The 20643-nt window shown below is 72.5% G+C and carries 19 protein-coding genes; 8 read left to right on the top strand and 11 right to left on the bottom strand.

Annotation, left to right across the window (positions count from 1 at the left end; genetic code table 11):
• Positions 1 to 357: 357 nt before the first annotated feature.
• Positions 358 to 1341, top strand: a complete 984-nt coding sequence (locus IF29_RS0103280) for an aldo/keto reductase (RefSeq protein WP_030249210.1) — start codon at positions 358 to 360, stop codon at positions 1339 to 1341.
• A 48-nt stretch (positions 1342 to 1389) separates the two neighbouring features.
• Here the strand turns inward: IF29_RS0103280 and IF29_RS0103275 are convergent, their stop codons facing one another.
• Complete coding sequence (locus IF29_RS0103275; protein WP_030249208.1) at positions 1390 to 2214, bottom strand: PIG-L family deacetylase; 825 nt, start codon at positions 2212 to 2214, stop codon at positions 1390 to 1392.
• Between the two features lie 98 nt (positions 2215 to 2312).
• On the opposite strand from IF29_RS0103275, the gene IF29_RS0103270 reads away from it, so the two are divergent.
• Positions 2313 to 3491 (top strand): epoxide hydrolase family protein, encoded by a 1179-nt coding sequence (locus tag IF29_RS0103270; RefSeq protein WP_030249206.1) that lies wholly within the window; start codon positions 2313 to 2315, stop codon positions 3489 to 3491.
• Between the two features lie 176 nt (positions 3492 to 3667).
• On the opposite strand, the gene IF29_RS0103265 is transcribed toward IF29_RS0103270, so the two are convergent.
• Positions 3668 to 5164 (bottom strand): APC family permease, encoded by a 1497-nt coding sequence (locus tag IF29_RS0103265; protein WP_051724820.1) that lies wholly within the window; start codon positions 5162 to 5164, stop codon positions 3668 to 3670.
• 143 nt (positions 5165 to 5307) lie between these two features.
• Between IF29_RS0103265 and IF29_RS0103260 the strand changes: the two genes are divergently transcribed.
• Positions 5308 to 5973 (top strand): TetR/AcrR family transcriptional regulator C-terminal domain-containing protein, encoded by a 666-nt coding sequence (locus IF29_RS0103260; protein WP_030249201.1) that lies wholly within the window; start codon positions 5308 to 5310, stop codon positions 5971 to 5973.
• Between the two features lie 66 nt (positions 5974 to 6039).
• A complete protein-coding gene (locus IF29_RS0103255) occupies positions 6040 to 6393 on the top strand; it encodes a VOC family protein (protein WP_030249199.1) in 354 nt (117 codons plus the stop codon).
• A gap of 100 nt (positions 6394 to 6493) precedes the next feature.
• Here the strand turns inward: IF29_RS0103255 and IF29_RS0103250 are convergent, their stop codons facing one another.
• The 5 genes from IF29_RS0103250 to IF29_RS0103225 all read right to left on the bottom strand — a co-directional run bounded on the left by IF29_RS0103250 (position 6494) and on the right by IF29_RS0103225 (position 11915).
• Positions 6494 to 7315 (bottom strand): alpha/beta fold hydrolase, encoded by an 822-nt coding sequence (locus IF29_RS0103250; RefSeq protein ID WP_030249196.1) that lies wholly within the window; start codon positions 7313 to 7315, stop codon positions 6494 to 6496.
• A gap of 136 nt (positions 7316 to 7451) precedes the next feature.
• Positions 7452 to 8759, bottom strand: a complete 1308-nt coding sequence (locus IF29_RS0103245; protein ID WP_157623549.1) for a serine/threonine-protein kinase — start codon at positions 8757 to 8759, stop codon at positions 7452 to 7454.
• Positions 8756 to 10645 (bottom strand): caspase, EACC1-associated type, encoded by a 1890-nt coding sequence (locus IF29_RS43145; RefSeq protein ID WP_198037250.1) that lies wholly within the window; start codon positions 10643 to 10645, stop codon positions 8756 to 8758. Before IF29_RS43145 ends, IF29_RS0103245 begins: the two co-directional genes overlap by 4 nt.
• 11 nt (positions 10646 to 10656) lie before the next feature.
• Positions 10657 to 11052 (bottom strand): effector-associated constant component EACC1, encoded by a 396-nt coding sequence (locus IF29_RS43140; RefSeq protein ID WP_051724817.1) that lies wholly within the window; start codon positions 11050 to 11052, stop codon positions 10657 to 10659.
• Positions 11053 to 11180: 128 nt separating this feature from the next.
• Positions 11181 to 11915 (bottom strand): dienelactone hydrolase family protein, encoded by a 735-nt coding sequence (locus IF29_RS0103225; RefSeq protein WP_030249185.1) that lies wholly within the window; start codon positions 11913 to 11915, stop codon positions 11181 to 11183.
• Between the two features lie 247 nt (positions 11916 to 12162).
• Between IF29_RS0103225 and IF29_RS0103220 the strand changes: the two genes are divergently transcribed.
• Positions 12163 to 12543 carry a helix-turn-helix domain-containing protein gene (locus tag IF29_RS0103220; protein ID WP_030249182.1) on the top strand — a complete coding sequence of 127 codons (381 nt, stop codon included), beginning with the start codon at positions 12163 to 12165 and terminating at the stop codon, positions 12541 to 12543.
• 80 nt (positions 12544 to 12623) lie between these two features.
• Here IF29_RS0103220 and IF29_RS0103215 read toward each other — a convergent pair whose 3' ends face one another.
• Both IF29_RS0103215 and IF29_RS0103210 read right to left on the bottom strand, forming a co-directional pair.
• On the bottom strand, positions 12624 to 13226 hold the full coding sequence (locus IF29_RS0103215; RefSeq protein ID WP_030249180.1) for a ClpP family protease: 603 nt from the start codon (positions 13224 to 13226) through the stop codon (positions 12624 to 12626).
• Position 13227: 1 nt separating this feature from the next.
• Positions 13228 to 13866 carry an ATP-dependent Clp protease proteolytic subunit gene (locus IF29_RS0103210; protein ID WP_030249177.1) on the bottom strand — a complete coding sequence of 213 codons (639 nt, stop codon included), beginning with the start codon at positions 13864 to 13866 and terminating at the stop codon, positions 13228 to 13230.
• Between the two features lie 201 nt (positions 13867 to 14067).
• Between IF29_RS0103210 and IF29_RS0103205 the strand changes: the two genes are divergently transcribed.
• Genes IF29_RS0103205 through IF29_RS0103195 form a run of 3 tightly spaced genes read left to right on the top strand, consistent with a single transcriptional unit; the run spans position 14068 to position 17671 of the window.
• Positions 14068 to 14592: a PadR family transcriptional regulator gene (locus IF29_RS0103205; RefSeq protein WP_030249174.1), complete on the top strand. Its 525-nt coding sequence runs from the start codon at positions 14068 to 14070 to the stop codon at positions 14590 to 14592.
• Entirely contained in the window at positions 14589 to 15335 is a 747-nt protein-coding gene (locus IF29_RS0103200; RefSeq protein ID WP_084713434.1) for an ABC transporter ATP-binding protein, read from the top strand. The genes IF29_RS0103205 and IF29_RS0103200 overlap by 4 nt, the downstream gene beginning before the upstream one ends.
• Entirely contained in the window at positions 15332 to 17671 is a 2340-nt protein-coding gene (locus IF29_RS0103195) for an FtsX-like permease family protein (protein ID WP_030249169.1), read from the top strand. Before IF29_RS0103200 ends, IF29_RS0103195 begins: the two co-directional genes overlap by 4 nt.
• 58 nt (positions 17672 to 17729) lie before the next feature.
• On the opposite strand, the gene IF29_RS0103190 is transcribed toward IF29_RS0103195, so the two are convergent.
• Together IF29_RS0103190 and IF29_RS0103185 are read right to left on the bottom strand one after the other, a co-directional pair.
• Positions 17730 to 18134, bottom strand: a complete 405-nt coding sequence (locus IF29_RS0103190) for an SgcJ/EcaC family oxidoreductase (RefSeq protein WP_030249167.1) — start codon at positions 18132 to 18134, stop codon at positions 17730 to 17732.
• A gap of 93 nt (positions 18135 to 18227) precedes the next feature.
• Positions 18228 to 20576 (bottom strand): sialidase family protein, encoded by a 2349-nt coding sequence (locus tag IF29_RS0103185; protein ID WP_030249164.1) that lies wholly within the window; start codon positions 20574 to 20576, stop codon positions 18228 to 18230.
• Positions 20577 to 20643 lie beyond the last annotated feature (67 nt).

Genomic DNA, 20643 nt, shown 5'->3' with positions numbered 1-20643 from the left:
GCGTTGACGCGCCGAGAACGGCAGCAACGCGCTTTGCGTTACGCATGTGTTTCCCCCATCACGGAATTGAATCCGCCGAATCGTGGCGATCGCGGTTTCGTTCGCCGAGCGCAATCCTGGGGCGGTCGGCCGCTCCATGTCAAGCGATTCCCTGGCGCCGGATTCCTCCTTTGCGGCGCCCTTGTGGAACCTCAGATGAAGCTCAGGAGAAGGCCTTTCGGGGAAACCTCAAATTTAGCTCTGGTATTCGTCGGTCCGCGCTCGTACGGGTGCGGGTCCCGGCATGCTGTGCGTGGTCTGTGCACCTGCCGGAGCGTCCGTCGGGGGCTCCACGGACGACCTCAGTAGGATGCGGACATGGACGATCGCGTGCTCGGCAGGACCGGTAGGAAAGTCTCCGTCGTGGGTCTGGGGACCTGGCAGCTCGGTGCCGACTGGGGCGCCGTGCGCGAGCAGGACGCCTTCGCGGTGCTGGACGCCGCCGTGGCCGGCGGCGTGGACTTCTTCGACACCGCCGACGTCTACGGGGACGGCCGCAGCGAGCAGCTGATCGGCCGCTACCTGCGCGAGCGCCCCAACAGCGGGGTGTTCGTCGCCACCAAGATGGGCCGCCGCGCCGAGCAGCTGCCGGAGAGCTACGTCCTGGACAACTTCCGTGCCTGGAACGACCGTTCGCGCCGCAATCTGGGCGTGGACCGGCTCGACCTGGTGCAGCTGCACTGCCCGCCCGATGCGGTCTACGCCGACCACGCCGTCTTCGACGCGCTGGACACCCTGGTCGCCGAGGAGCGGATCGCGGCGTACGGCGTCAGCGTGGAGACCTGCGAGCAGGCGCTGGCGGCGATCGCCCGTCCCGGCACCGCCAGCGTGCAGATCATCCTCAACCCGTTCCGGCTGAAGCCGCTGGAGCAGGTGCTGCCCGCCGCCGAACAGGCCGGGGTCGGCATCATCGCCCGGGTCCCGCTCGCCTCCGGGCTGCTGACCGGGCGGTACACCAGGGACACCGTGTTCGGCCCCGACGACCACCGCAGCTACAACCGCCACGGTGAGGCCTTCGACCAGGGCGAGACCTTCTCCGGCATCGACTTCGAGACCGGCGTCGCGGCCGCCGCCGAGTTCGCCGAGCTGGCACCGGAGGGCGCGACCCCGGCGCAGACCGCGCTGCGCTGGATCATCCAGCAGCCCGGCGTCAGCAGCGTCATCCCCGGCGCCCGCAGCGCGGCGCAGGCGCAGGCCAACGCGGCTGCCGCCGCCCTGCCGCCGCTGACCGGGCCGACCCTGGACGCGATCCGCGACCTCTACGACCTCAGCATCCGCGCCCAGGTGCACCACCGCTGGTAGAGCGGGGCAGGTGAACGGGCGCGGGCCGGAGCCCGGGGCGGCCGCTGCCTAGCGCAGCCCGGCGAAGATGTCGTCCTCGTGCTCCGGCACCGGCACGTCGCTGAACTGGCGGACGAACGCCTCCTGGCCGAACGCCCGCTGCTGGCCCTCCTCGGACAGCCGCAGCATGAAGATGTTCTCCCCCTGGCTGGCGTGCGCCTCCAGCGCCTTGCGCTTGCGCTCGACGTAGGGGGAGACGTCCACGACGGTGGTGATCTCCTCGTCGGAGTTGCCGAAGTCGTCCGGCAGTTCGAAGTCCCCCACCTCGGCGCCGGTGGCCCGCAGGTACGCGAACATCTCCTCGATCCGGGTCCGGGAGATGGCCGTGTAGTAGAACTTCGCCGGGATGCCGGACCCCCTGACCGCCTTGATCGCCGCCATGGTGATCAGATGGGCCTGGATGTGGTCGGGGTGGCCGTAGGCGCCGTTCTCGTCGTAGGTGACGACGACATCGGGGCGGTAGCGCTCCATCAGCTCGGCCAGTCGCCCGGCGGACTCCTCCAGCGGGATGTTGGCGAACGCCTCCGGCCGCTGGTTGGCCTCCCAGCCCACCATGCCCGAGTCGTGGTAGCCGAGCAGCTCCACGTCGGAGATGCCCAGTTGGGCCACCGACTCCTTCAGCTCCTCCAGCCGGACCTCGCGCACCCGCGCCTCGTCGTGGCCGGGCTCCCCGGGCTTGATACCGCCGGGGCCGTCGCCCTGCTCCCCGTTGGTGCAGGTGACCAGTACCGTGCGGAAGCCCTCGGCCGCCGCGGACGCCAGCACGCCCCCCGTGGACAGCACCTCGTCGTCGGGATGGGCGTGGACGGCCATCAGGGTCAGTTGGCGTTCCATGGACTGCGGACCTCCGAGAGGGAACGGAATCAGGCAGCCCCCACCCTATGCGCTCGGTCGGGACAGTCCGGGCCGCGGACTCCGGTAGCGTGCGTTCCATGCCGGACGCCCCGCTCCGACCGGAGCCGTTCACCCTGCGGACCGACCCCGCCGCCCTCGACGACCTACGGGCGCGGCTGCGCGCGACGCGCTGGCCGGACCTGCCCGAGGACGCCGGCTGGTCGCTCGGGACCGATCCGGCCTACCTCCGCGAACTCGTCGACTACTGGGCGGACGGCTTCGACTGGCCGGCGCAGCAGGCGGAACTGGCCCGGCTGCCGCACTTCCGGGTGCCGCTCGGCGGCCTGGGCGTCCATTTCGTCCATGCCCGTGCGGTCGCGCCGACCGGGCCGGTGCTGCCGCTGGTGCTCACCCACGGCTGGCCGGACTCGTTCTGGCGCTACGCCAAGGTCGTCCCGCTCCTCACCGACCCCGGCGCCCACGGTGCCGATCCCGCCGACGCCTTCGACGTGGTCGTGCCCGACGTGCCCGGTTTCGGGTACTCCGACGGCCCCGCCGGACCGCCCCTCGACTCCATCGCGGTCGCCGGCCTGTGGGCCGAGCTCATGTCCGTCCTCGGCTACTCCCGGTTCGGCGCGGCCGGCGGGGACATCGGCAGCCATGTCAGCCGCTACCTCGCACTCGACCACCCCGACCGGGTGGTGGCCGTGCACCGCACCGACGCTGGACTGCCCCTGTTCGGCGGCGACCCGGCGGAGCTCGCACCCGAGGAGCTCGCCTGGATCCGGGAGGTCACGGCCTGGGGCGCGACCGAGGGCGCCTACGCCGCCATGCACCGCACCAAGCCGCACACCGCCGCCTTCGGGCTCACCGACTCCCCCGCCGGGCTCGCCGCCTGGATCGTCGAGAAGCTCAGCGCATGGAGCGACTGCGGCGGCGACATCGAGCGGAGCTTCACCAAGGACGAGATCCTCACCAACGTCACGCTGTACTGGCTCACCGGGACGATCGGCTCCTCGATGCGGATGTACCACGCGAACTCCGCCATCCCGCCCGAGCAGCTCGCCCGCCGGGTCGAGGTCCCGTCAGGCTTCTCGATCTTCGCCGGCGACGTGGTGCGCCCGCCGCGCGCCTGGCTGGAGCGCACGGCCAATGCCGTACGGGTGACCGAGCCCGCGCGCGGCGGACACTTCGCGCCGTTCGAGGAGCCGGAGCTGTACGCGGAGGAACTGCGCGCGTTCTTCCGCCCCTACCGGGCCGCCGCCGGTCGGCCGTAGCCCGGCCGGTCGGAGTGGTCGACGCCGTGCGCCGCTGCGCCGCCATCGCGGCTGGACCGTCGACCACTACCGCACCTGGCTGCAGACCGCACTCGTCCACGAACTGCTCGACACCGGCCAGGACCGGCCCCGCTAGCCGGTCCGCCCCGCTGGCCGGTCCCGACACCGGGCCCGGGTCAGTGGACGGCCGGGGCCAGTTCGTCGGTGTGGTCGCCGCCGGTGGTGGCGGTGTCGCGCATCCTGCGGTCCGGGCGGCGGGCCAGGAGGTAGCCGAGGCCGGCCAGGGTGACGATGCCGACGCCCAGGAGGGCGGCCCAGACCTGGTACCAGGGCGCGCCGACCGGGGCCAGGATCGCGCGGGGCCAGCAGATGTTGACCACCTCCAGGCCGGTCCACAGCACCGCGAGGGCGTTCAGCAGAGTGCCGAAGCGGCCGTACGACACCTCGCCGGACGGCTTCCAGCCGCCGCGCAGCCGGGCCACCAGGGCAACCAGGGTGAGCAGGAAGAACGGCACGAAGGTGGCCGCGCTGCCGAAGGTGATCAGGCTGCCCATCGCGGCGCTCTTGAGGCCCAGGGGCAGCGCGGCACAGCTCACCAGCGTGGCCGCGACCAGGCCGCCGATCGGCGCCTTGTGCCGGTTGACCCTGCGGACCTGGCGGGAGAAGGGGAAGACGTCGTCGCGGGCCAGCGAGTAGAGGCCGCGGGCGGCGCCGCCCTGGGAGGCCATCAGGCAGGCGGTGAAGCTGATCAGCACCACCACCACGAAGGGCTTCTCGGCCCAGCCCCCGAAGGCGCCGACCACGGCCGTGGTGACCGGGTCGAGGTCCTTGCCGGCGACCACGTCGGCGGGGTTCGGGTGGGCCAGTTCGACCGAGACCGCGTTGAGGATCACCACGGCGCCGACGCTGAGCAGCGCCCACCACATCGCCCTGGGAACCTGGCGGGCCGCGTCCTTGGTCTCCTCGGCGGTGGAGACGCAGGCGTCGAAGCCGATGAAGGCCCAGCCGCCGACCGCGATCACGGCCAGGAACGCCTTGACGTCGGTGGTGCCCAGCGCGGCGGGGGCGCCGAGGGTGTCGGTGAGCAGGGAGAATCCGTGCCGGCGGAACACCAGCAGCAGCGAGAGCCCGACCAGTACCGAGGCGACCGCCTCGGCGGCGATGCCCAGCGAGACGAACCAGCGCAGGAAGTTGATGCCGTAGGCGTTGACCAGGGTGCAGAAGAGCATGAAGCCGAGGGACACCAGCACCAGTTCGGCCGGTGTCGGCGTGGCCCCGAACAGGGCGAACACCCAGGGCGAGGCCAGGTAGGCGACGGTGGTGTTGGCGAACATCACCGCGAACTGCCACATCCAGCCGCTGAGCCAGGCGAAGCCGGGCGAGGCCAGCCGGCGGCTCCACTGGTAGGCGCCGCCGGCGAGCGGCCACTGCGAGGCCAGCTCGGAGTAGACGCAGACCACCAGCGCCTGGCCGAGCAGGCAGACCGGCAGCGCCCAGACCCAGGCGGTGCCGGCGATGCTCATGCCCACCTGGGCGACGGCGTAGAGGCCGACGACGGGTGAGACGACGGCGAAGCCCATCGAGATGTTGCCGAGCACGGTCAGGCTGCGGCGCAGTTCCTGGCGGTAGCCGAGGGCTTCCAGCCGGGCGGCGTCGTCTGCGGGGGCGCTCATGAGGGGTCCACCTTGCCGTCGTGTTAAAACTAACTTAGTTAGTCCCAGGGTCGGAAGGCGACCATAGCCGCCTTTCAACGCCGAGGGAAGAGCCGAAACCAAGGGGTAACGTGACGGCCGTCAGCGGAAGAAGGGGCGGGACGATGGGGCGACCGAGCAGAGCGCTGCTGAGCCGCGAGGCCATAGCGCGGGCCGCGCTGGAGGTGGTGGACGAGTCCGGGGCGGACGGGCTCACCATGCGCGCCCTCGCCGACCGGCTCGGGGTCAAGGCCGCCTCGCTCTACAACCACGTCACCGGCAAGGACGAACTCCTGGACGCGCTGTCGGAGCTGGTCAACCAGGAGATCGACCTGACACCGCTGCAGGCCGGAGGCACCGGGGACGGGGCTGGGGACGGCGTCGGGGCGGACTGGCGGGACGGGCTGGCCGCCTACGCCCGCGGCTACCGTGCGGTGTTCCTGAACCATCCCAACACCATCGCCCTGCTGGCCCGCCGCCGGGTCGAGGCCGAGGGACAGCTGCGCGGCTACGACACGCTGCTGGCCGCGCTGGTCCGGGCCGGACTCACCCCGGCGGACGCCGCGGAGGCGGCCGCCGCCCTGGACTACCTGGTACTGGGCTCGGCGCTGGAGACCTTCACCGCCGGCTTCACCCGGGCGCCGGGCGACTACCGCCCGCACTACCCCGCACTGGCCGCGTCGTTGGAGGCGGCGTCGACCCGGGGCGGCGGCCCCTCCGGCCTGGACGACCGCGGCTTCGAGCTGGCACTGCGACTGCTGCTGGACGGACTGGCGGCCCGGACCGGCTGATCGTGGCCCGCAGCGATGCTGGTGTGGCGCCGGGGCGTCCGATCGCCGTGCTGGCAGGATGGCGCCATGGAACGTGTGGTTGGAATCGGTGGGTACTTCCTGCGGGCCGCCGACCCGGCGGCCCTGGGCGCGTGGTACCGCGACTGCCTGGGCCTGGACGCCGACGAGAACGGCCTGTGGCAGCCGGGAGCCGGGCCGACGGTGTTCGCGACCTTCGAGGCCGGCACCGACTACTTCGGCTCCCCCGCCCAGCAGTCCATGCTCAACTTCCGGGTCAGCGACCTGGACGCGATGCTCGCCCAACTGCGCGCCAAGGGCGCGGACGTGGCCGAGGACACGCAGGACATGGCAGGCGTCGGCCGCTTCGGCTGGGTCACCGACCCGGAGGGCAACCGCATCGAACTGTGGCAGCCCGCCTGACCGCACCGCGTCCGCCAGCTGACGCTGCGTCGATCACCCGGCGGCCGGCCGGAATTCCCACCGGCACCGACTCGCCGCTGACGGGCATTCAGAACCGGGCTCAGTCGATGACCTCACGGAGCCGGTCAGCGAAGGCGGCCGGGTTCTCCATGAAGCCGCCGTGGCCGCCCGGGAACACCACGGGCTCGATCTTCAGCTCCGTCGCCAGCGCACGGGAGGTGCGATCGCAGAACTGGCCCGCCGAAGCCTCGCCGATGCCGATGACCAGGCGGTCCGTCGTGGCGCGCAGAGCGTCCAGGTCCGGCACCCAGCCGGCGGTGCCGCGCAGCTCGTGCAGGTAGAAGAAGCGCTCGCTGCCGACCTCCTCCGGCGACTTCTCCCCGCCGAACACCTGCAGGAACACCTCCTCCGGCATCACCAGACCGGCGTTGGCCATGAACCTGCGCACCGCGCCGAGGGTGTCCCCGCTCTCGTAGGTGGCGATCGTCTCCTCGTTGGCGGCCGACTGCTGGTCGCGGTCGTCGAGCAGTTGGGCCAGCGGGGGCTCGTGGGCGACGGCGGTGTGCACCAGCTGCGGATGCGCCTGGAGCAGCGCCAGCGTCGTGACGGCACCGCCGGAGGAGCCGAGCACCGCGGCGGGCCCGGCGTCGACATGGCGGATCAGGGCGGCCAGGTCGTCGGCGCGCTGCCGGGGGCTGGAGTCGGCGTCGGGGTCATCGGGAACGCTGCCGAAGTGCCCGCGCGGATCCATGGTCAGCACGCGGTGGTCGGCGGCCAGCAGGTCGGCCAGCGGCGCGAACGGCGCCGAGTGCATCGGCGCACCGACGATCGCCACCAGCGGACCGCTACCGCGCAACTCGTAGTACAGCCGGGCGCCCGGCACGGCCAGCGTGCCGGAGGCGACGGGAACGGACGAGGTCATCGAATCCTCCACGGATCAGCGGAAACTGCGTCACAGCATTGGACGCCCGCAGCCCCGGAAACTCATCGGTCCCGACCGCCCCCGCACTGAGCCGGACCGGCGGTGCGGATCGGATCCAGCCGGCCGGCCGTCGCCGTCACGGACGTCCGCGCCAGAAGGTACGCCTGGCTCTGGGGAGCGGGGGGCCGTCGGCGGAGACGGGAGTGGTGAAGGTCAGGGGTCCTGGTGCCTCTTCCTCCCGGTCGGGCGGCGCCACCGGTGCCACCGGCGGAACCGGGACTGCGGGCGGCGGTTCGGGCGGCGCCGCAGGCATCAGGGTCGGCGGTGCGGGGTTCGCTCCCCAGCGCGCCAGCACGGTCGTGACGTCACGGCGGGTGACGACGGTCGGAGGATCAGCAGGCGGCTCGGCGGCCCCGACGGCCCCTGTAGGAGGGCGGCCCGGTCCCTGGGCCGGCAGTTCGACGGGCTTCTCCAGGTCCAGGACGAGTTGCGCGCGCACCAACGTCGCGCGGGCGAGCAGGCTGGGCAGCCACTCCCCCCGCTCCAGCAGCCGCTGGGCCCTGGCGGCCGAGGCGGCCGGTATGTCCGCGAGCAGGGCCCCGACGCTGGGGCGCTGTCCGGGGTCCTTGACCAGGCAGGACTCGACCTGACGGCGCATCTCGCCGAGCTCGGACGGGACGACCGCGGTGGCGTTCAGGATCTCCACGAGGGTCGCTGCCGTGCTGCCCCGTTCGAACGGAGACGATCCGGTGACCGCGTACACCATCACGCAGCCCAGTGCGAAGACGTCGGCGAGCGGGCCGACCTGGCCGCCGCTGATCGCCTCCGGGGACATGTAGCCCGGCGTTCCGATCACGGCACCCGTGGTCGTCAGCGTCGCCGAGTCGACCAGCGACGAGATGCCGAAGTCGATCAGACGCGGTCCACGGCCGGCCAGCAGGACGTTCGACGGCTTGAGGTCGCGATGGACGACTCCCGCGTTGTGTACTGCGTCCAGGGCACGCAGCAGGCCGTACCAGAGCGCCTGGAGCGGAGTCGAGCGCAGCGGCCCGAACTCCTGCACGCTGTGCTGCAGCGAGAGACCGGGACTGTAGGCCGTCGCCATCCACACGGCGTCAGCTTCCGCATTGGCGTCCAGCACCGGTGCGGTGTACTCGGGGGAGACCCGCTGGGCCGCCATGACTTCTCGGCGGAAGCGTTCCCTGAAGGCGTCGTCGTGTGCGATCGCGGGATGCAGGACCTTGACCGCGACGGCCCGGCCGCCCCGGGTGCGGCCGAGGTAGACCACGCCCTGCCCGCCCGCACCCAGCCTTCCCAACAGACGGTACTCACCGATGTGGTCGGGGTCGGCGGAGCTGAGCGGGACGACCCCGGTCCGGATCCCGGCGGCCGCCGAAGCCATCGGTTCCCCGGCGCCGCGGGCAGCGGGGGGTGATTCGCTCACGGTCGTCCACCGCCCGTGCCGTAGAAGATCTCTTTCCTGAGCCGACGGTCGGCCTTGCGGCGCCACCCGGCGAGCAGTCTCCGGTCCGCGAGCGTCTCGGCGTCGTCCGGCCCGAGCACTCTCCGCAGGTCCGGCATCACCTCGTTCAACTGCCGCACCGCCTCGCCGACATCGCCCGCCAGCCCGCTCCAGTGCGCCAGCCTGGCCCGGTTCGCCAGGGTCACCCGGTCGTCGGGACCCAGGACCCAGACGAGATCGGGCAACAGGGTCCTGATCAGTTCCGCCGCCGCACGGGGATCACCGGCTTCGCCGACCCAGTGGGCGTGCTGACTCCGCGCCAGCAGTGTCTCCCGGGCCTCGGATCCGAACACCCGCTGCAGGTCCGGGATCACGGCACGGTAGAGGCCCACTGCCTTGCGCGGGGACCCCGCCGCTCCGGACCACTGTCCGAGCCGGGCCCGTCCGATCAATGTGTACATGTCGTCACTGCCGAGGATCCACCGGAGGTCGGGAACGACCTTGCGCAGTTGCCTGACGGCCTGCCCGGACCGGCCGGCTCTCCCCACCCACTGCGCCTGGTTGATTCTCGAGACCAGGGTCTCCCGGTCCTCGGGGCCCAGCGACGCGGCCAACTGCGGCAGCAGTTCCTCCCCCAGACGGACGGCACCACCGGGGTCACCGGACTCCCCGGTCCAGCGCACCACCAGGCCGCGTCCGACCAGGGTGTCCCGGTCGCTCGGGCCGAGGGCACGGGTGAAGTCCGCCTCCACCGAGGTGGCCAGGCGGAGGGCGGCCGGAGCGTCGCCCGCCTCGCCGGTCCACAGTGCGATCTGCGCCCGACCGACCAGAGTGGCCCGGTCGTCCGGCCCGAGCACCCGGGTCAGGTCGGTCACCGCCGTCCGGGAGAGCCTGAGTGCCTGCTCCACCTGACCGGCGTTCCCCATCCAGTGCGCCAGGCTGACCCGACCGGTCAGCGTGTCGCGGTGCTCGGGTCCGAGGGCCCGGGCAAGGTCGGTCAGGACGCCGCCGAGGACGGTGACCGCGTCGGCCGCGTGTCCGGCCTCGCCGAGTCGTCGTCCTTCCTCGCTGAGGCGGAGCAGACGCTCGTGCTCGGGAATCGCGCCCCCGGTCGTCACGCCCGCCCGGGGGCGCCTGGGGCGGCTGAGAACCAGGTACTGCGCGGTCTCCGTTCCGCAGTGCTGCGGCTCGGGCCAGCCCTTGCTGGGCAGTTGGACCCTGAGGTGCTGGTAGAGCGACCCGAGTGTCACACCGCCGGCCGGGGCCGCGTCGAAGCCGTCACGCAGCGCCCGGAGCAGTTCCCCGGTGAAGGCGGTGTGACGTTCCCCCTTGGCGAAGCGCGCGGGTTCGTTCGCCGGAGCGGAGGCCAGGGTGTAGGTGCCGGAGATCTCCATGCGGTCGATGAGCGGCTCGCCTGCGCCGGACAGACCACCGGAGATGGCTCGCCCGGAGAAGCAGCAGTCGAGGATCAGCACCCGGATGCGCGCACGGCTGCTGAGGAATGCCTCCCTGACACCGTCGAACGGGAAGGCGGTGAAGGACGGTGCCTCCGGCTCCGCGCCCGTCAGCCCCAGGTACAGATCGCGGCGTTCGTGACCGATCAGCCCATGGCCCGCGTAGTAGACGAGAAGGACGTCCTCCGCCTCCTGAGCGGCCTTGAGCAGCGGTGCGCCCAACTCGCGGGGGGTGCTCGGGTCGAGGACGGTGAGCGTGTGCTCGGCGGCGAAGGCGCCGGGCTCGCCCTCGACCAGCAGCGAGCGGAAGTCACCGACGTTGTTGGGGATCGCTCGGACTGCGGGAAGATGCTCAGCGGCGGTGTAGTTGGCGGTGCCGATGAGCACGGCCCGTGAGCGCGCAGGATCCGGCATGCGAAGCATGGTCAGTCCGTTTCGCCGGTTCCAGCGCCTCCGACAGCTGGGACAGCCGGCCCATCGGCTGCGGCGTGGAGCAGGGACTCCACCTGCCTGAGGTCGCCCACCTGCTCGGCGGTCAGCGTCAGACGGGTTCCGTCCGCCTTGACGAGTTCGACCCGCACGGAACTGCGCCGAGGCTGCTGGAGATACACCGACAGCGACTTCGCCAGCGTGGTCAGCGCGCCCCCGGCACCGACGGCCACGATCAGGGTGTCGGCCCAGCCGCCGAGCTCACCCTCCGCGGGGGGACGCGGCACCAGGCGGTGCCGGCCGCGCAGTTCGGGTTCAGCAGTAAGCCAGTCCCTCAGGTCGGCGACGGCGTCCGGGCCGGAACCGTCACGGACCGCGATCAGAATCTCCATAGCCGCCCCATCCCCCTGGCCACCCGTGTGCACACCGGAAATACTAATGCTCCATCAGCCCCCGGTTCCTCCTGTTCGCTGACGTACCGTCGCCCGGCCGGGGCAGTTGTGCCCCGGCCGGGTGGAGGCTAGCTCAGGTGACGGGTGAAGAACTGGGCCGCGAGTTCCCCGGCGAACTGCGGGACGCCGGTGTGGCCGCCCATGTTGGCGTGCAGGGACTTCTCCTCGGAGCCGAAGGCGTCGAACAGGTCCAGGGCCGCCTGCCGGTCGTTGCCCTCGTCGTCCCACTGCAGCAGGACGTGCAGCGGAATGGTGACCCGTCGGGCCTCCTCGAACATGGCGCGGGGCACCAGGCTCCCGGCGAACAGAACGGCGGCCGAGATGCGCGGTTCGACCAGCGCCAGCCGGATGCCGATGGAGATCACTCCCCCCGAGTACGCGACCGGTCCGCCGATCTCGGGCAGCGCGAGCAGGGCGTCCAGGGCGGCCTGCCATTCCGGGACGGCCCGGTCGACCAGCGGGAGGACCAGGGCGTCGACGATCTCGTCGCCGACCGGCTCACCGGCCTCCATGGCCCGGCGCAGGTCGGCGCGGGCCTGCTCGACGGCGGGCCAACGGGGCCGGTCGCCGCTGCCGGGGAGTTCGATGGTGGCGGTGGCGAAGCCCTGCGCCGCGGAGTGCTGTGCCCGGGCCGCCAGTCGGGGGTACATCCGGCGCAGCCCCAGCGGAGGGTGGCCGAGCAGGATGAGCGGGGCCGGTGCGGACGCGGAGCCGGGCGTCCACAGCAGGCCGGGGATCTCGCCGAGGGTGAATCCGCGTTCGAGGACGTTGTCGTCGAGACGGTGCTCAGCAGTGAACTGCATGGTGGTGGACTGCATGGTCGTGCCTTTCGGGAGTGCGCGTGAGACGGCGCTCCCGGACGACCTATCGCCCGACCATGACCCCGCAGGGGAGCACCCATGTCGATACGTTCACGGGTACCACCTCCTCGTTCTCCTGCACGGCTTCCGGAAAGGTATCAGCGGTCGCCCTGATCCGCCAACGGGGTTCTTCACCCAGAGCAGAACGCCGCTCCCTTCCCCCGCGGCCCTGGATCCCTAGGCTGGAACGGTGAGTACTCATGTGCCGGACGAAGCCCGCGTCATCCCCCTGCGGCCGTCGGGAACCCCGTCACCGCCCGCACCGCGGGCGCCGCTCTGGCGCGACCTGGTCGGCAGCACCCTGCGGCGCGAGCGGCTCGCCCAGGAGCGCACGCTGAAGGACGTCGCGGAGACGGCCCGGATCTCGATGCCGTACCTGTCGGAGCTGGAGCGCGGACGCAAGGAGGCCTCCTCCGAGGTGCTCGCGGCCGCCGCCGGAGCCCTCGGCCTCGGCCTGGCCGACCTGCTCTCGCTCGCCCAGGACGAGCTGGTCCGGCACACTCGCAGCCGGACGGTCCGCGGCCGTACCTCGCCGGCCTCGCGGCACGACGGGCTCTGCCTGGCGGCCTGACGGACCGTCAACCACTGCGGCGGGGCGCGGTCAGCGCCCCGCCGCAGCAGTGGGTGGTCCCGGGTCCGGGCCACCCGGGGTCAGGCGAACGCCAGCCGCCGGCTCAGCACCTCGTCGGCGAGCCCGTAGGCGACGGCCTCCTCGGCGGTGAGCACCCTGTCCCGGTCCATGTCGGCGCGCAGCGTCGCCACATCGTGCTGCGTGTGCCGGGACAGCACCTGCTCCACCTGCGAGCGGATCCGCACCATCTCCTTGGCGGCCAGGCTGAGGTCGGAGACCGTGCCCTGCCGGCCGCCGCTGGCCGGCTGGCCCAGCAGCACCCTCGCGTGCTGCAGCACGAACCGCCGCCCGGGATCCCCGCCGGCCAGCAGCACCGCCGCCGTCGAGGCGGCCTGGCCGACGCAGAAGGTGGAGATCGGCGCCTGCACGAAGGTCATCGTGTCGTAGATGGCCATCAGCGAAGTGAAGGAGCCCCCGGGCGAGTTGAGGTAGATCGAGATCTCGCGCTCCGGGCTCTCCGCCTCCAGGTGCAGCAGCTGCGCGATGACCACGTTGGCGACGCCGTCGTCGATCTCGGTGCCGAGGAAGACGATCCGCTCGTTCAGCAGCCGGCTGAAGACGTCGTAGGAGCGCTCGCCCTGCGCGGTGCGCTCGATGACGTAGGGAACCGTGTACGAGCCCATGTCACAGCCCCATCCGTCGACGCGAGGAGGCCGGGCGGATGTCGGCGACCGACTCCACCACCCGGTCCACGATTCCGTACTCCTTGGCCTGTTCGGCCGTGAACCAGCGGTCCCGGTCGCCGTCGCGGGCGATGGTCTCCACGCTCTGCCCGGTGTGCTCGGCGGTGATCCGCTCGATGGCCTTCTTGGTGAACTCCAGGTTCTCCGCCTGGATCTCGATGTCCGAGGTGGTGCCGCCGATGCCCGCGGAGGGCTGGTGCATCATGATCCGCGCGTTCGGCAGCGCGAAGCGCTTGCCGGCCGACCCCACGGTCAGCAGGAACTGCCCCATGCTGGCGGCGAACCCCATCGCCAGCGTCGAGACGTCGTTGGGGATCAGCCGCATGGTGTCGTAGATGGCCAGGCCCGCGGTGACCGACCCGCCGGGGCTGTTGACGTAGAGGCTGATGTCGGTGCGCGGGTCCTCCGCCGACAGCAGCAGCAGCTGGGCGCACACCCGGTTCGCCGACACGTCGTCGACCTGCGTGCCCAGCAGCACGATCCGCTGGGCGAGCAGCTGCGCCGCGAGGTGGTCGTCGAAGCGGCTGGGCTGGGTGTCGCCGTCCTCCGCACGGGGCGGCGGCGAGGTGATGGGAGTCATCTGGTCCTCCTCTTCCAGGTGGGTCGTCCAGGTGGGTCGTCCAGGTGAGGCAGGGATGCCGTCGAAATCCACTGTCGACCTGCGGGGCTCCCCCGATCCGCTTTCTCTGCCCGCGGCAGATTCGCTGACAGCAGAGGTGGCCCGGCCGCCTATCCCCGCCGTCTATACACATCAGCTATACCCCGTGTGTATAGTCCTCCCATGTCCCTTGGTCAGACCTTCCTCGGCCTGCTGGAGTCCCAGCCACGGCACGGCTACGACATCAAGCGCGTCTACGACGAGCACTTCGGCCGCGGCCGTTCGCTGCACTACGGGCAGGTCTACGCGACCCTGTCCCGGCTGCTGAAGAACGGCCTGGTCGAGGTCGACGCGGTGGAGCCGGGCGAGGGCCCGGAGCGCAAGCGCTACTCGATCACCGACGCCGGCGTCACCGACGTCGCCGACTGGCTGTCCCGTCCCGAGAACCCCGAGCCGTACCTGCAGAGCACCCTCTACACCAAGGTCGTCCTGGCGCTGCTGACGGACCGTCCGGCGGCCGACATCCTGGACACCCAGCGCGCCGAGCACCTGCGGCTGATGCGCGAGCTGACCCGGCGCAAGATGGACGGCGACCTGGCCGACCAACTGGTCTGCGACCACGCGCTGTTCCATCTGGAGGCCGACCTGCGCTGGCTGGAGCTCACCGCCGCCCGCTTGGACCGGCTCGCCGCGGAGGTGCGCCGATGACCGCCCGGTCCGAACAGCGACCCGAGCAGCGGCCCGAGCAGCGGCCCGAGCAGCCGTCGGAGCAGCCGTCCCCGCTGCTCAGCGCCCACGCCCTGCACAAGTCCTTCGGCCCCACCCCGGCCCTGGACGGCGCCTCGATCACCGTCGCCGCCGGCGAGCTGATCGCCGTGATGGGCCCCTCGGGTTCGGGCAAGTCCACGCTGCTGCACTGCCTGGCCGGCATCCTGCGCCCGGAGAGCGGCACCGTCAGCTTCGACGGCCTGGAGCTCACCGGCTGCGGCGACGCCCGGCTGAGCGAGCTGCGCCGCAGCGAGTTCGGCTTCCTGTTCCAGTTCGGCCAGCTGGTCCCGGAACTGACCTGCCTGGAGAACGTCGCCCTGCCGCTGCGGCTGAACGGCGTGCGCCGCAGGCAGGCCGAGCAGCAGGCCACCGAATGGCTGGAGCGGCTGGAGGTCGACGACCTGGCCGCCAAGCGCCCCGGCGAGGTCTCCGGCGGTCAGGGCCAGCGCGTCGGCGTCGCCCGCGCCCTGGTGACCCGGCCCCGCGCGGTGTTCGCCGACGAGCCCACCGGTGCGCTGGACTCGCTCAACGGCGAACGGGTGATGCAGCTGCTGACCACCGCCGCCCGCGACACCGGAGCCGCCGTGGTCCTGGTCACCCACGAGGCCAGGGTCGCCGCCTACGCCGACCGCGAGGTCGTGGTCCGAGACGGCCGCACCCGCGACCTGGCGGTCGCCCGGTGACCCGCTCGTCCCGCCGTGCCGACCTGCTGCTCGGACTGCGGCTCGCCGTCGGCGGCGGCCGCGACGGCTGGAGCCGGCTGCTGCTCACCGCCGTCGCCGCCGCCCTGGGCGTCGCCCTGCTGTTGCTCGGCGCCGCCATCCCGGGCATCGACCAGCACCGCAATGAGCGCATCTACGTCCAGAACGACACCTTCACCGGCTCGGCCATCGCGACCCGCACCGACCGCACCGCGCTGATCGCCGAAGCCGGCACCGCCTTCCGGGGGCAGGACATCCGCGGCCGGCTGGTCCAGCCCGAGGGCGCGAACACCCCGGCCCCGCCAGGACTGACCCAGTACCCGCCGGTCGGCTCGATGGCCGTTTCCCCCGCGCTGGAACGACTGCTGCGCTCCCCCGGCAGCGAACTGCTGAGGGAGCGGCTGCCGTACCCGGTCACCGCGATCATCGGCGAGGCCGGGCTGCTCGGTCCGGCTCAGCTCTCCTACGTGCTGACCAGCGACCACCTGAGCACCGCCGGTGGCGCGGTGCGCATCGACCGCTACGGTGCGAGGGCTCCGCACGAACCGATGCGGCCGATCCTGATCCTGCTCAGCCTGGTCGGCATGGTGGTGCTGCTGGCGCCGGTCGGGGTGTTCCTGGCCTCGGCCGCCCGGTTCGGCAGCGAACGCCGCGACCGCCGGCTCGCCGCGCTGCGGCTGGCCGGTGCCGACCGCGGCACCACCCGCTGGATCGCCGCCGGGGAGTCACTGGCCGGAGCGCTGCTGGGGGCGGTGCTCGGTGTCGGCTTCTATCTGGCGGGCCGTCAGCTGGCCGGGCGGTTCACCTTCGGCAGCCTCAGCGTCTTCCCGCAGGACATCACCGTGCAGCCGCTGGTCGCCGTCCCGGTGCTGCTGGCCGTCCCGGTGCTGTCGGTGGCCGCGACGCTGCTGTCGCTGCGCCGGATCGCGGTCGAGCCGCTCGGCGTGGTGCGCCGGCAAGGGGGTGCCCGGCGGCGGTTGTGGTGGCGGCTGGCGCTGCCGGTGCTCGGACTGCTGGTGCTGCTGTTCGCGGTGCGCTCGCCCGAGGGCATCAACCAGGGCCGCAGCCTCGCCCTGGTCGCCGGCGCGCTGGTGCTGCTGCTGGTCGGTTCGACCGCGCTGCTGCCCTGGCTGGTGGACTCGGCCACCCGGCGCGCGCCCGGCGGCGGCCTGCCCTGGCAGCTGGCGGTGCGCCGGCTGCAGCTGGCGACCGGCCCGGCCACCACCGCCGTCAACGGCATCGTGGTCGCGGTCGCCGGGGCCATCGCCCTGCAGAGCCTGTTCCTGGGCGTGTCCGACAGCTACTACGGTCCCTCCGGCGCCCCGGCCGCCCGGCAGCAGGACACGGTCGCGGCCACGGTCCGGATCCCCGGCAGCCTCCAGGCCGGCGCCGACGCGACCGCGCTGCGGAGGAGTCCGGGGGTGCGGTCCGCCGTCGGCTACGTCTCGCTGTACCTGGCCGCCGACGGAGGCAACGGCGCCTCGACGGACGCCCTGGTCGCGGACTGCGCCACCCTGCGCACCCTGGCCGCACTGCCGCACTGCACCGACGGCGAGGTCTTCGATGTCGAGGCGAACGCCCCGGACGCCGGGACCTACCGGCCCGTCAGCACCGGTACCGAGCTGAGCACGCTCGACCCCGGCGGCCGCAGCCGGACCTGGCGGGTGCCCGCCGGGAGGTCCACGGTGACCCTGCTGGGCGCACCGGCGGCCCCGGGCACCATGCCCGGCCCGCTGGCCTACGGCGGACTGATGATCACCCCGGCCGCCGCTCCCGCCGCGTTCGTCGCGGCGGAGCCCGCCACGCTGAAACTGAGCCTGGACCCGGGCGTCGCGGACGTCAGGGACCAGCTGCGCACCTCCGCCGCCCTGCTGTCCCCGCAGGCGACCGTCGTCTTCCCGGACGACCCCACGCCCAACCCCCAGTTCCACTCGCTCAGCCAGGCGTTGGCGGCCGGCATCGCGGTGACCCTGCTGCTGATCGCCGGCAGTCTGCTGGTGGGTCAGCTGGAGCGGCTCAGGGAGCAGAACCGGGTGCTGGCGGTGCTCTACGCCTTCGGCACCCGGCGCCGGATCCTGGCCCTGTCGGTGCTGCTGCAGAGCGCGCTGCCGATGGCGCTGGGCCTGCTGGTCGCCCTCTGCGGCGGCCTGGCGGCGGGGGCGGCCCTGCTGCGGCTGGGGGGTCTGCCGATCGGCTTCGACTGGTCCGCCGTCGCCACCATGTGCGCCGCCGGAGCCGCGGCGGTGCTGCTCACCACGCTGCTCAGCCTGCCGGTGCTGCTGCGCACCATGCGCCCGGCCGGACTGCGCTTCGAGTAGCACGGGCGGCCGAACAGCGGACCGGTGGTCCGCTGTTCGGCCGCCCGCAGCGGCGACCTCAGCCCGCCAGCACCGGGCTGTTGTGGTACGCGGCGATCAGCCAGCGGCCGTCCCGCTTCTCCAGGACCCAGGTCGCGTTCACCCGGCCCGCTTCCGGGACCTCGGTCTGTCCGGCGAACAGGACGCCGGACTCGCTGAGGACGATCGCGGCGTCCCTGCCCACGAAGCGCAGGCTGATCTCCCTGTTCCAGGTCGAACTGCCCTTGAGCGGCCCCTCGAAGGCCAGCGCCATGCTCTCCCGGATCACCTCGCGGCTGCCGCGCAGCGAACCGGGGATGACGGCGCTCGCGTCCGCGGTGTAGTCGGCGACCATGCGCTCGGCGTCGCCGGCCTCCCACGCCTTGTAGGAGTCCGCCAGTACGGTCTGGATGGCGGCCTCGTCCTCGGCACGACTGTCCGACATCGGATTCTCCCTCCGATCGGTTCGCCGGGCTGTTCCGGCGAGCTCGTCAGTACATACCGGCGACGGGGGCGGAACTCATCGCTCGGCCGGGAGTCAGGTCAGGTCGCCGTAGATGACGCCCCGTCCGTTGGTGCCGACGTAGACCCGGCCGTGGATGCGCGGGTCGCCGGTGATGCAGGTGCCGGTCCAGCCGTACTGGTGGCGGTCGTCGTTGATCCGGGTCCAGCTCCGGCCGGCGTCGTCGGAGCGGAACAGGCCGCGCACTCCGCGGATCCTGGCGCTGGTGTAGACGGCGGGGTAGGAGCGGCCCGGGGCGGCCTTGCCGAAGCCGACGGTGTCGCCCTGGTCGACCGCGGGGATCCGGGTGAAGGAGCGGCCGCCGTCCGTGGAGCGCCACAGTCCGTAGACCCCGCCCCCGGTGACCGTGGAGTCCGCGCCGCCGGCCAGCCAGATCTCGCCGCGGTGGCCGGGGACCGCCTTGAAGCGGGCCGGGCCGGTCGCGGGCAGTCCGCTGGTGGCCGCGGCCGCCGTCACCGTGAAGCTCGCGCCGCCGTCCGTGCTCCGGTAGAAGGCACCGGCCGCGAAGCCGTAGAAGGTCCCGGGGTCGACCCGGTCCGACCGCACCGCCGTTCCGGCCGGGATCCCGGTGCAGGCGGTCCAGGTGGCACCGCCGTCCGCCGACCAGCTGACCGCCGCGCCGTCCGGGGCCCAGACGATCCGGCCGCCGTCGGCCGCGAGCGCGACCGCGCCCTCGCCCGGACCCGGGCCGGTGGTCCCGGTGGGCGGGGTGGTAACCGGGGTCCAGCTGGTCCCGCTGTCGGTGGACAGGCCCAGGTAGGCGGAGCCGCCGCTGCCGGAGCGCACGATGGTGGCCGGGGCCAGTTCGGCGTAGTCGAGGGTGTTGGTCGCGCCCACCGTCGGGTTGGCGTACATCGGGTAAGCCCGGTCCAGCGTGGTGTGCACGAAGCCGCCGACGTCGCTGACGCCGGACAGCAGCGGCGGCCCGACCGGCGGGCTGAGCAGCGTCTGGACCGCGGTCTCCTCCAGACCCTGGGCCCGGACCGAGATGGCCACCGTGCCGCCCTTGTCCCAGGCCGTCAGATTGTCGGCGCCGTAGATCGTCGCGCCGGTGCCGTAGAGGAAGTGGTCCGAGTCGAAGGGGTCGATCTCCAGCGCCTCGGTCATCCAGCCGAGCTTGGGCGAGGTCTCGGGCAGCGCCGGGGTGGAGTTGAAGTCCAGCCAGGGCGCGGCGGAGATGTCCAGCGAGTAGCGGAAGGTCCGCTCGGGGTAGTTGCCGAAGTCCCAGGCCCGGGTCCAGCTGGCGCCGGCGTCGGTGGAGCGGTAGATCACGATGTCCGGCCACCAGCTGATCTGGGTGACCACCATCAGCGTGTCCGGGTTCTGCCGGTCGATGCTCAGCCCGCTGTAGCCGAAGCCGTCGTCGCTGCTGGTCGAGGGGACCGGGCTGATGCAGGTCCAGGTGTCGGTGGCGGTGTCCAGCTTCCAGACGTCGCCCTTGGAGCCGTCGTAGGGGCCCACGGTGTTGCTGGTGGCCAGGTAGAGGCTGCCGCTGACGTGGTCGAACACCGCCTTGTGCGGCAGGTAGCCGGTCGGCTGGCCGGGGACCCGGGCCCAGGTCGCGCCGGCGTCGGTGGAGCGGTAGAGGATGTTCTCGGTGTCGGCGACGGTGACGTAGACGGTCCTGGTGGCCCGGCCGGTGCGGCCGTCGCGCGGGTCGAAGACGACCTGGAGCACGCCGGCGTTGTCGCTGTTGTAGCCGCTGGTGTCGGTGGGGTCGGGGACGAAGTCGCCGACGTTGGGGAAGCTCGCCACCTGCGCCCAGGACGCGCCGTAGTCCTCGCTGCGCCACAGCCCGTGGCCGCCGCGCACGCCCAGGTAGAGGATCCGGTTGCGGTGCGGGTCGATCACCAGCCGTTCGCCCATGCCGCGGCCCGGCATGTTGCCGCCGAGCTGGAACGGCAGGTCGGCGGTCTTCCAGGTCCGGCCGCGGTCCTCGGAGCGCAGCACCGCACCCTGGTTGGGGTCCCAGCCGGCAGCGGTGTAGGTGCCGACGGCCGCGTAGACCCGGTCCGGCTCCAGCGAGTCGGTGGCCAGCGAGACCACGCCGGTGTGTCCCCAGGTGTCCCAGCCGATCCAGTCCAGCAGCGGCACCCAGCGCCCGGTCCCCCGGTCCAGCCGGTAGGCGCCGCCGATGTCGGTGCGGGCGTACACCAACCCCGGCTCGGACTGGTTGAAGACGATTCCGGGGACGAAGCCGCCGCCGACTATCTGGGCGTTCTTCCAGGTGTAGGCACCGCCGGCGGTGGAGCCGCCGGCGCCGGTGGCGGCCAGCGCCCGGCCTGCCGGGGAGAGCAGCGGGGTGGCCACGGCGGCGGCACCGACCGCCATCAGACCTCTACGGGAGATCTTCGGACTGGGCATGGACTGTCCTTTCTCGACGCTGAGAAGACGTGCGGAACCAGACGTGCAGGACCAGGGAGTGCAGGAA

This window comes from Streptacidiphilus jeojiense (assembly GCF_000719095.1).
GTDB lineage: Bacteria > Actinomycetota > Actinomycetes > Streptomycetales > Streptomycetaceae > Streptacidiphilus > Streptacidiphilus jeojiensis.
This window is presented reverse-complemented; position numbering and strand designations above follow the sequence as displayed.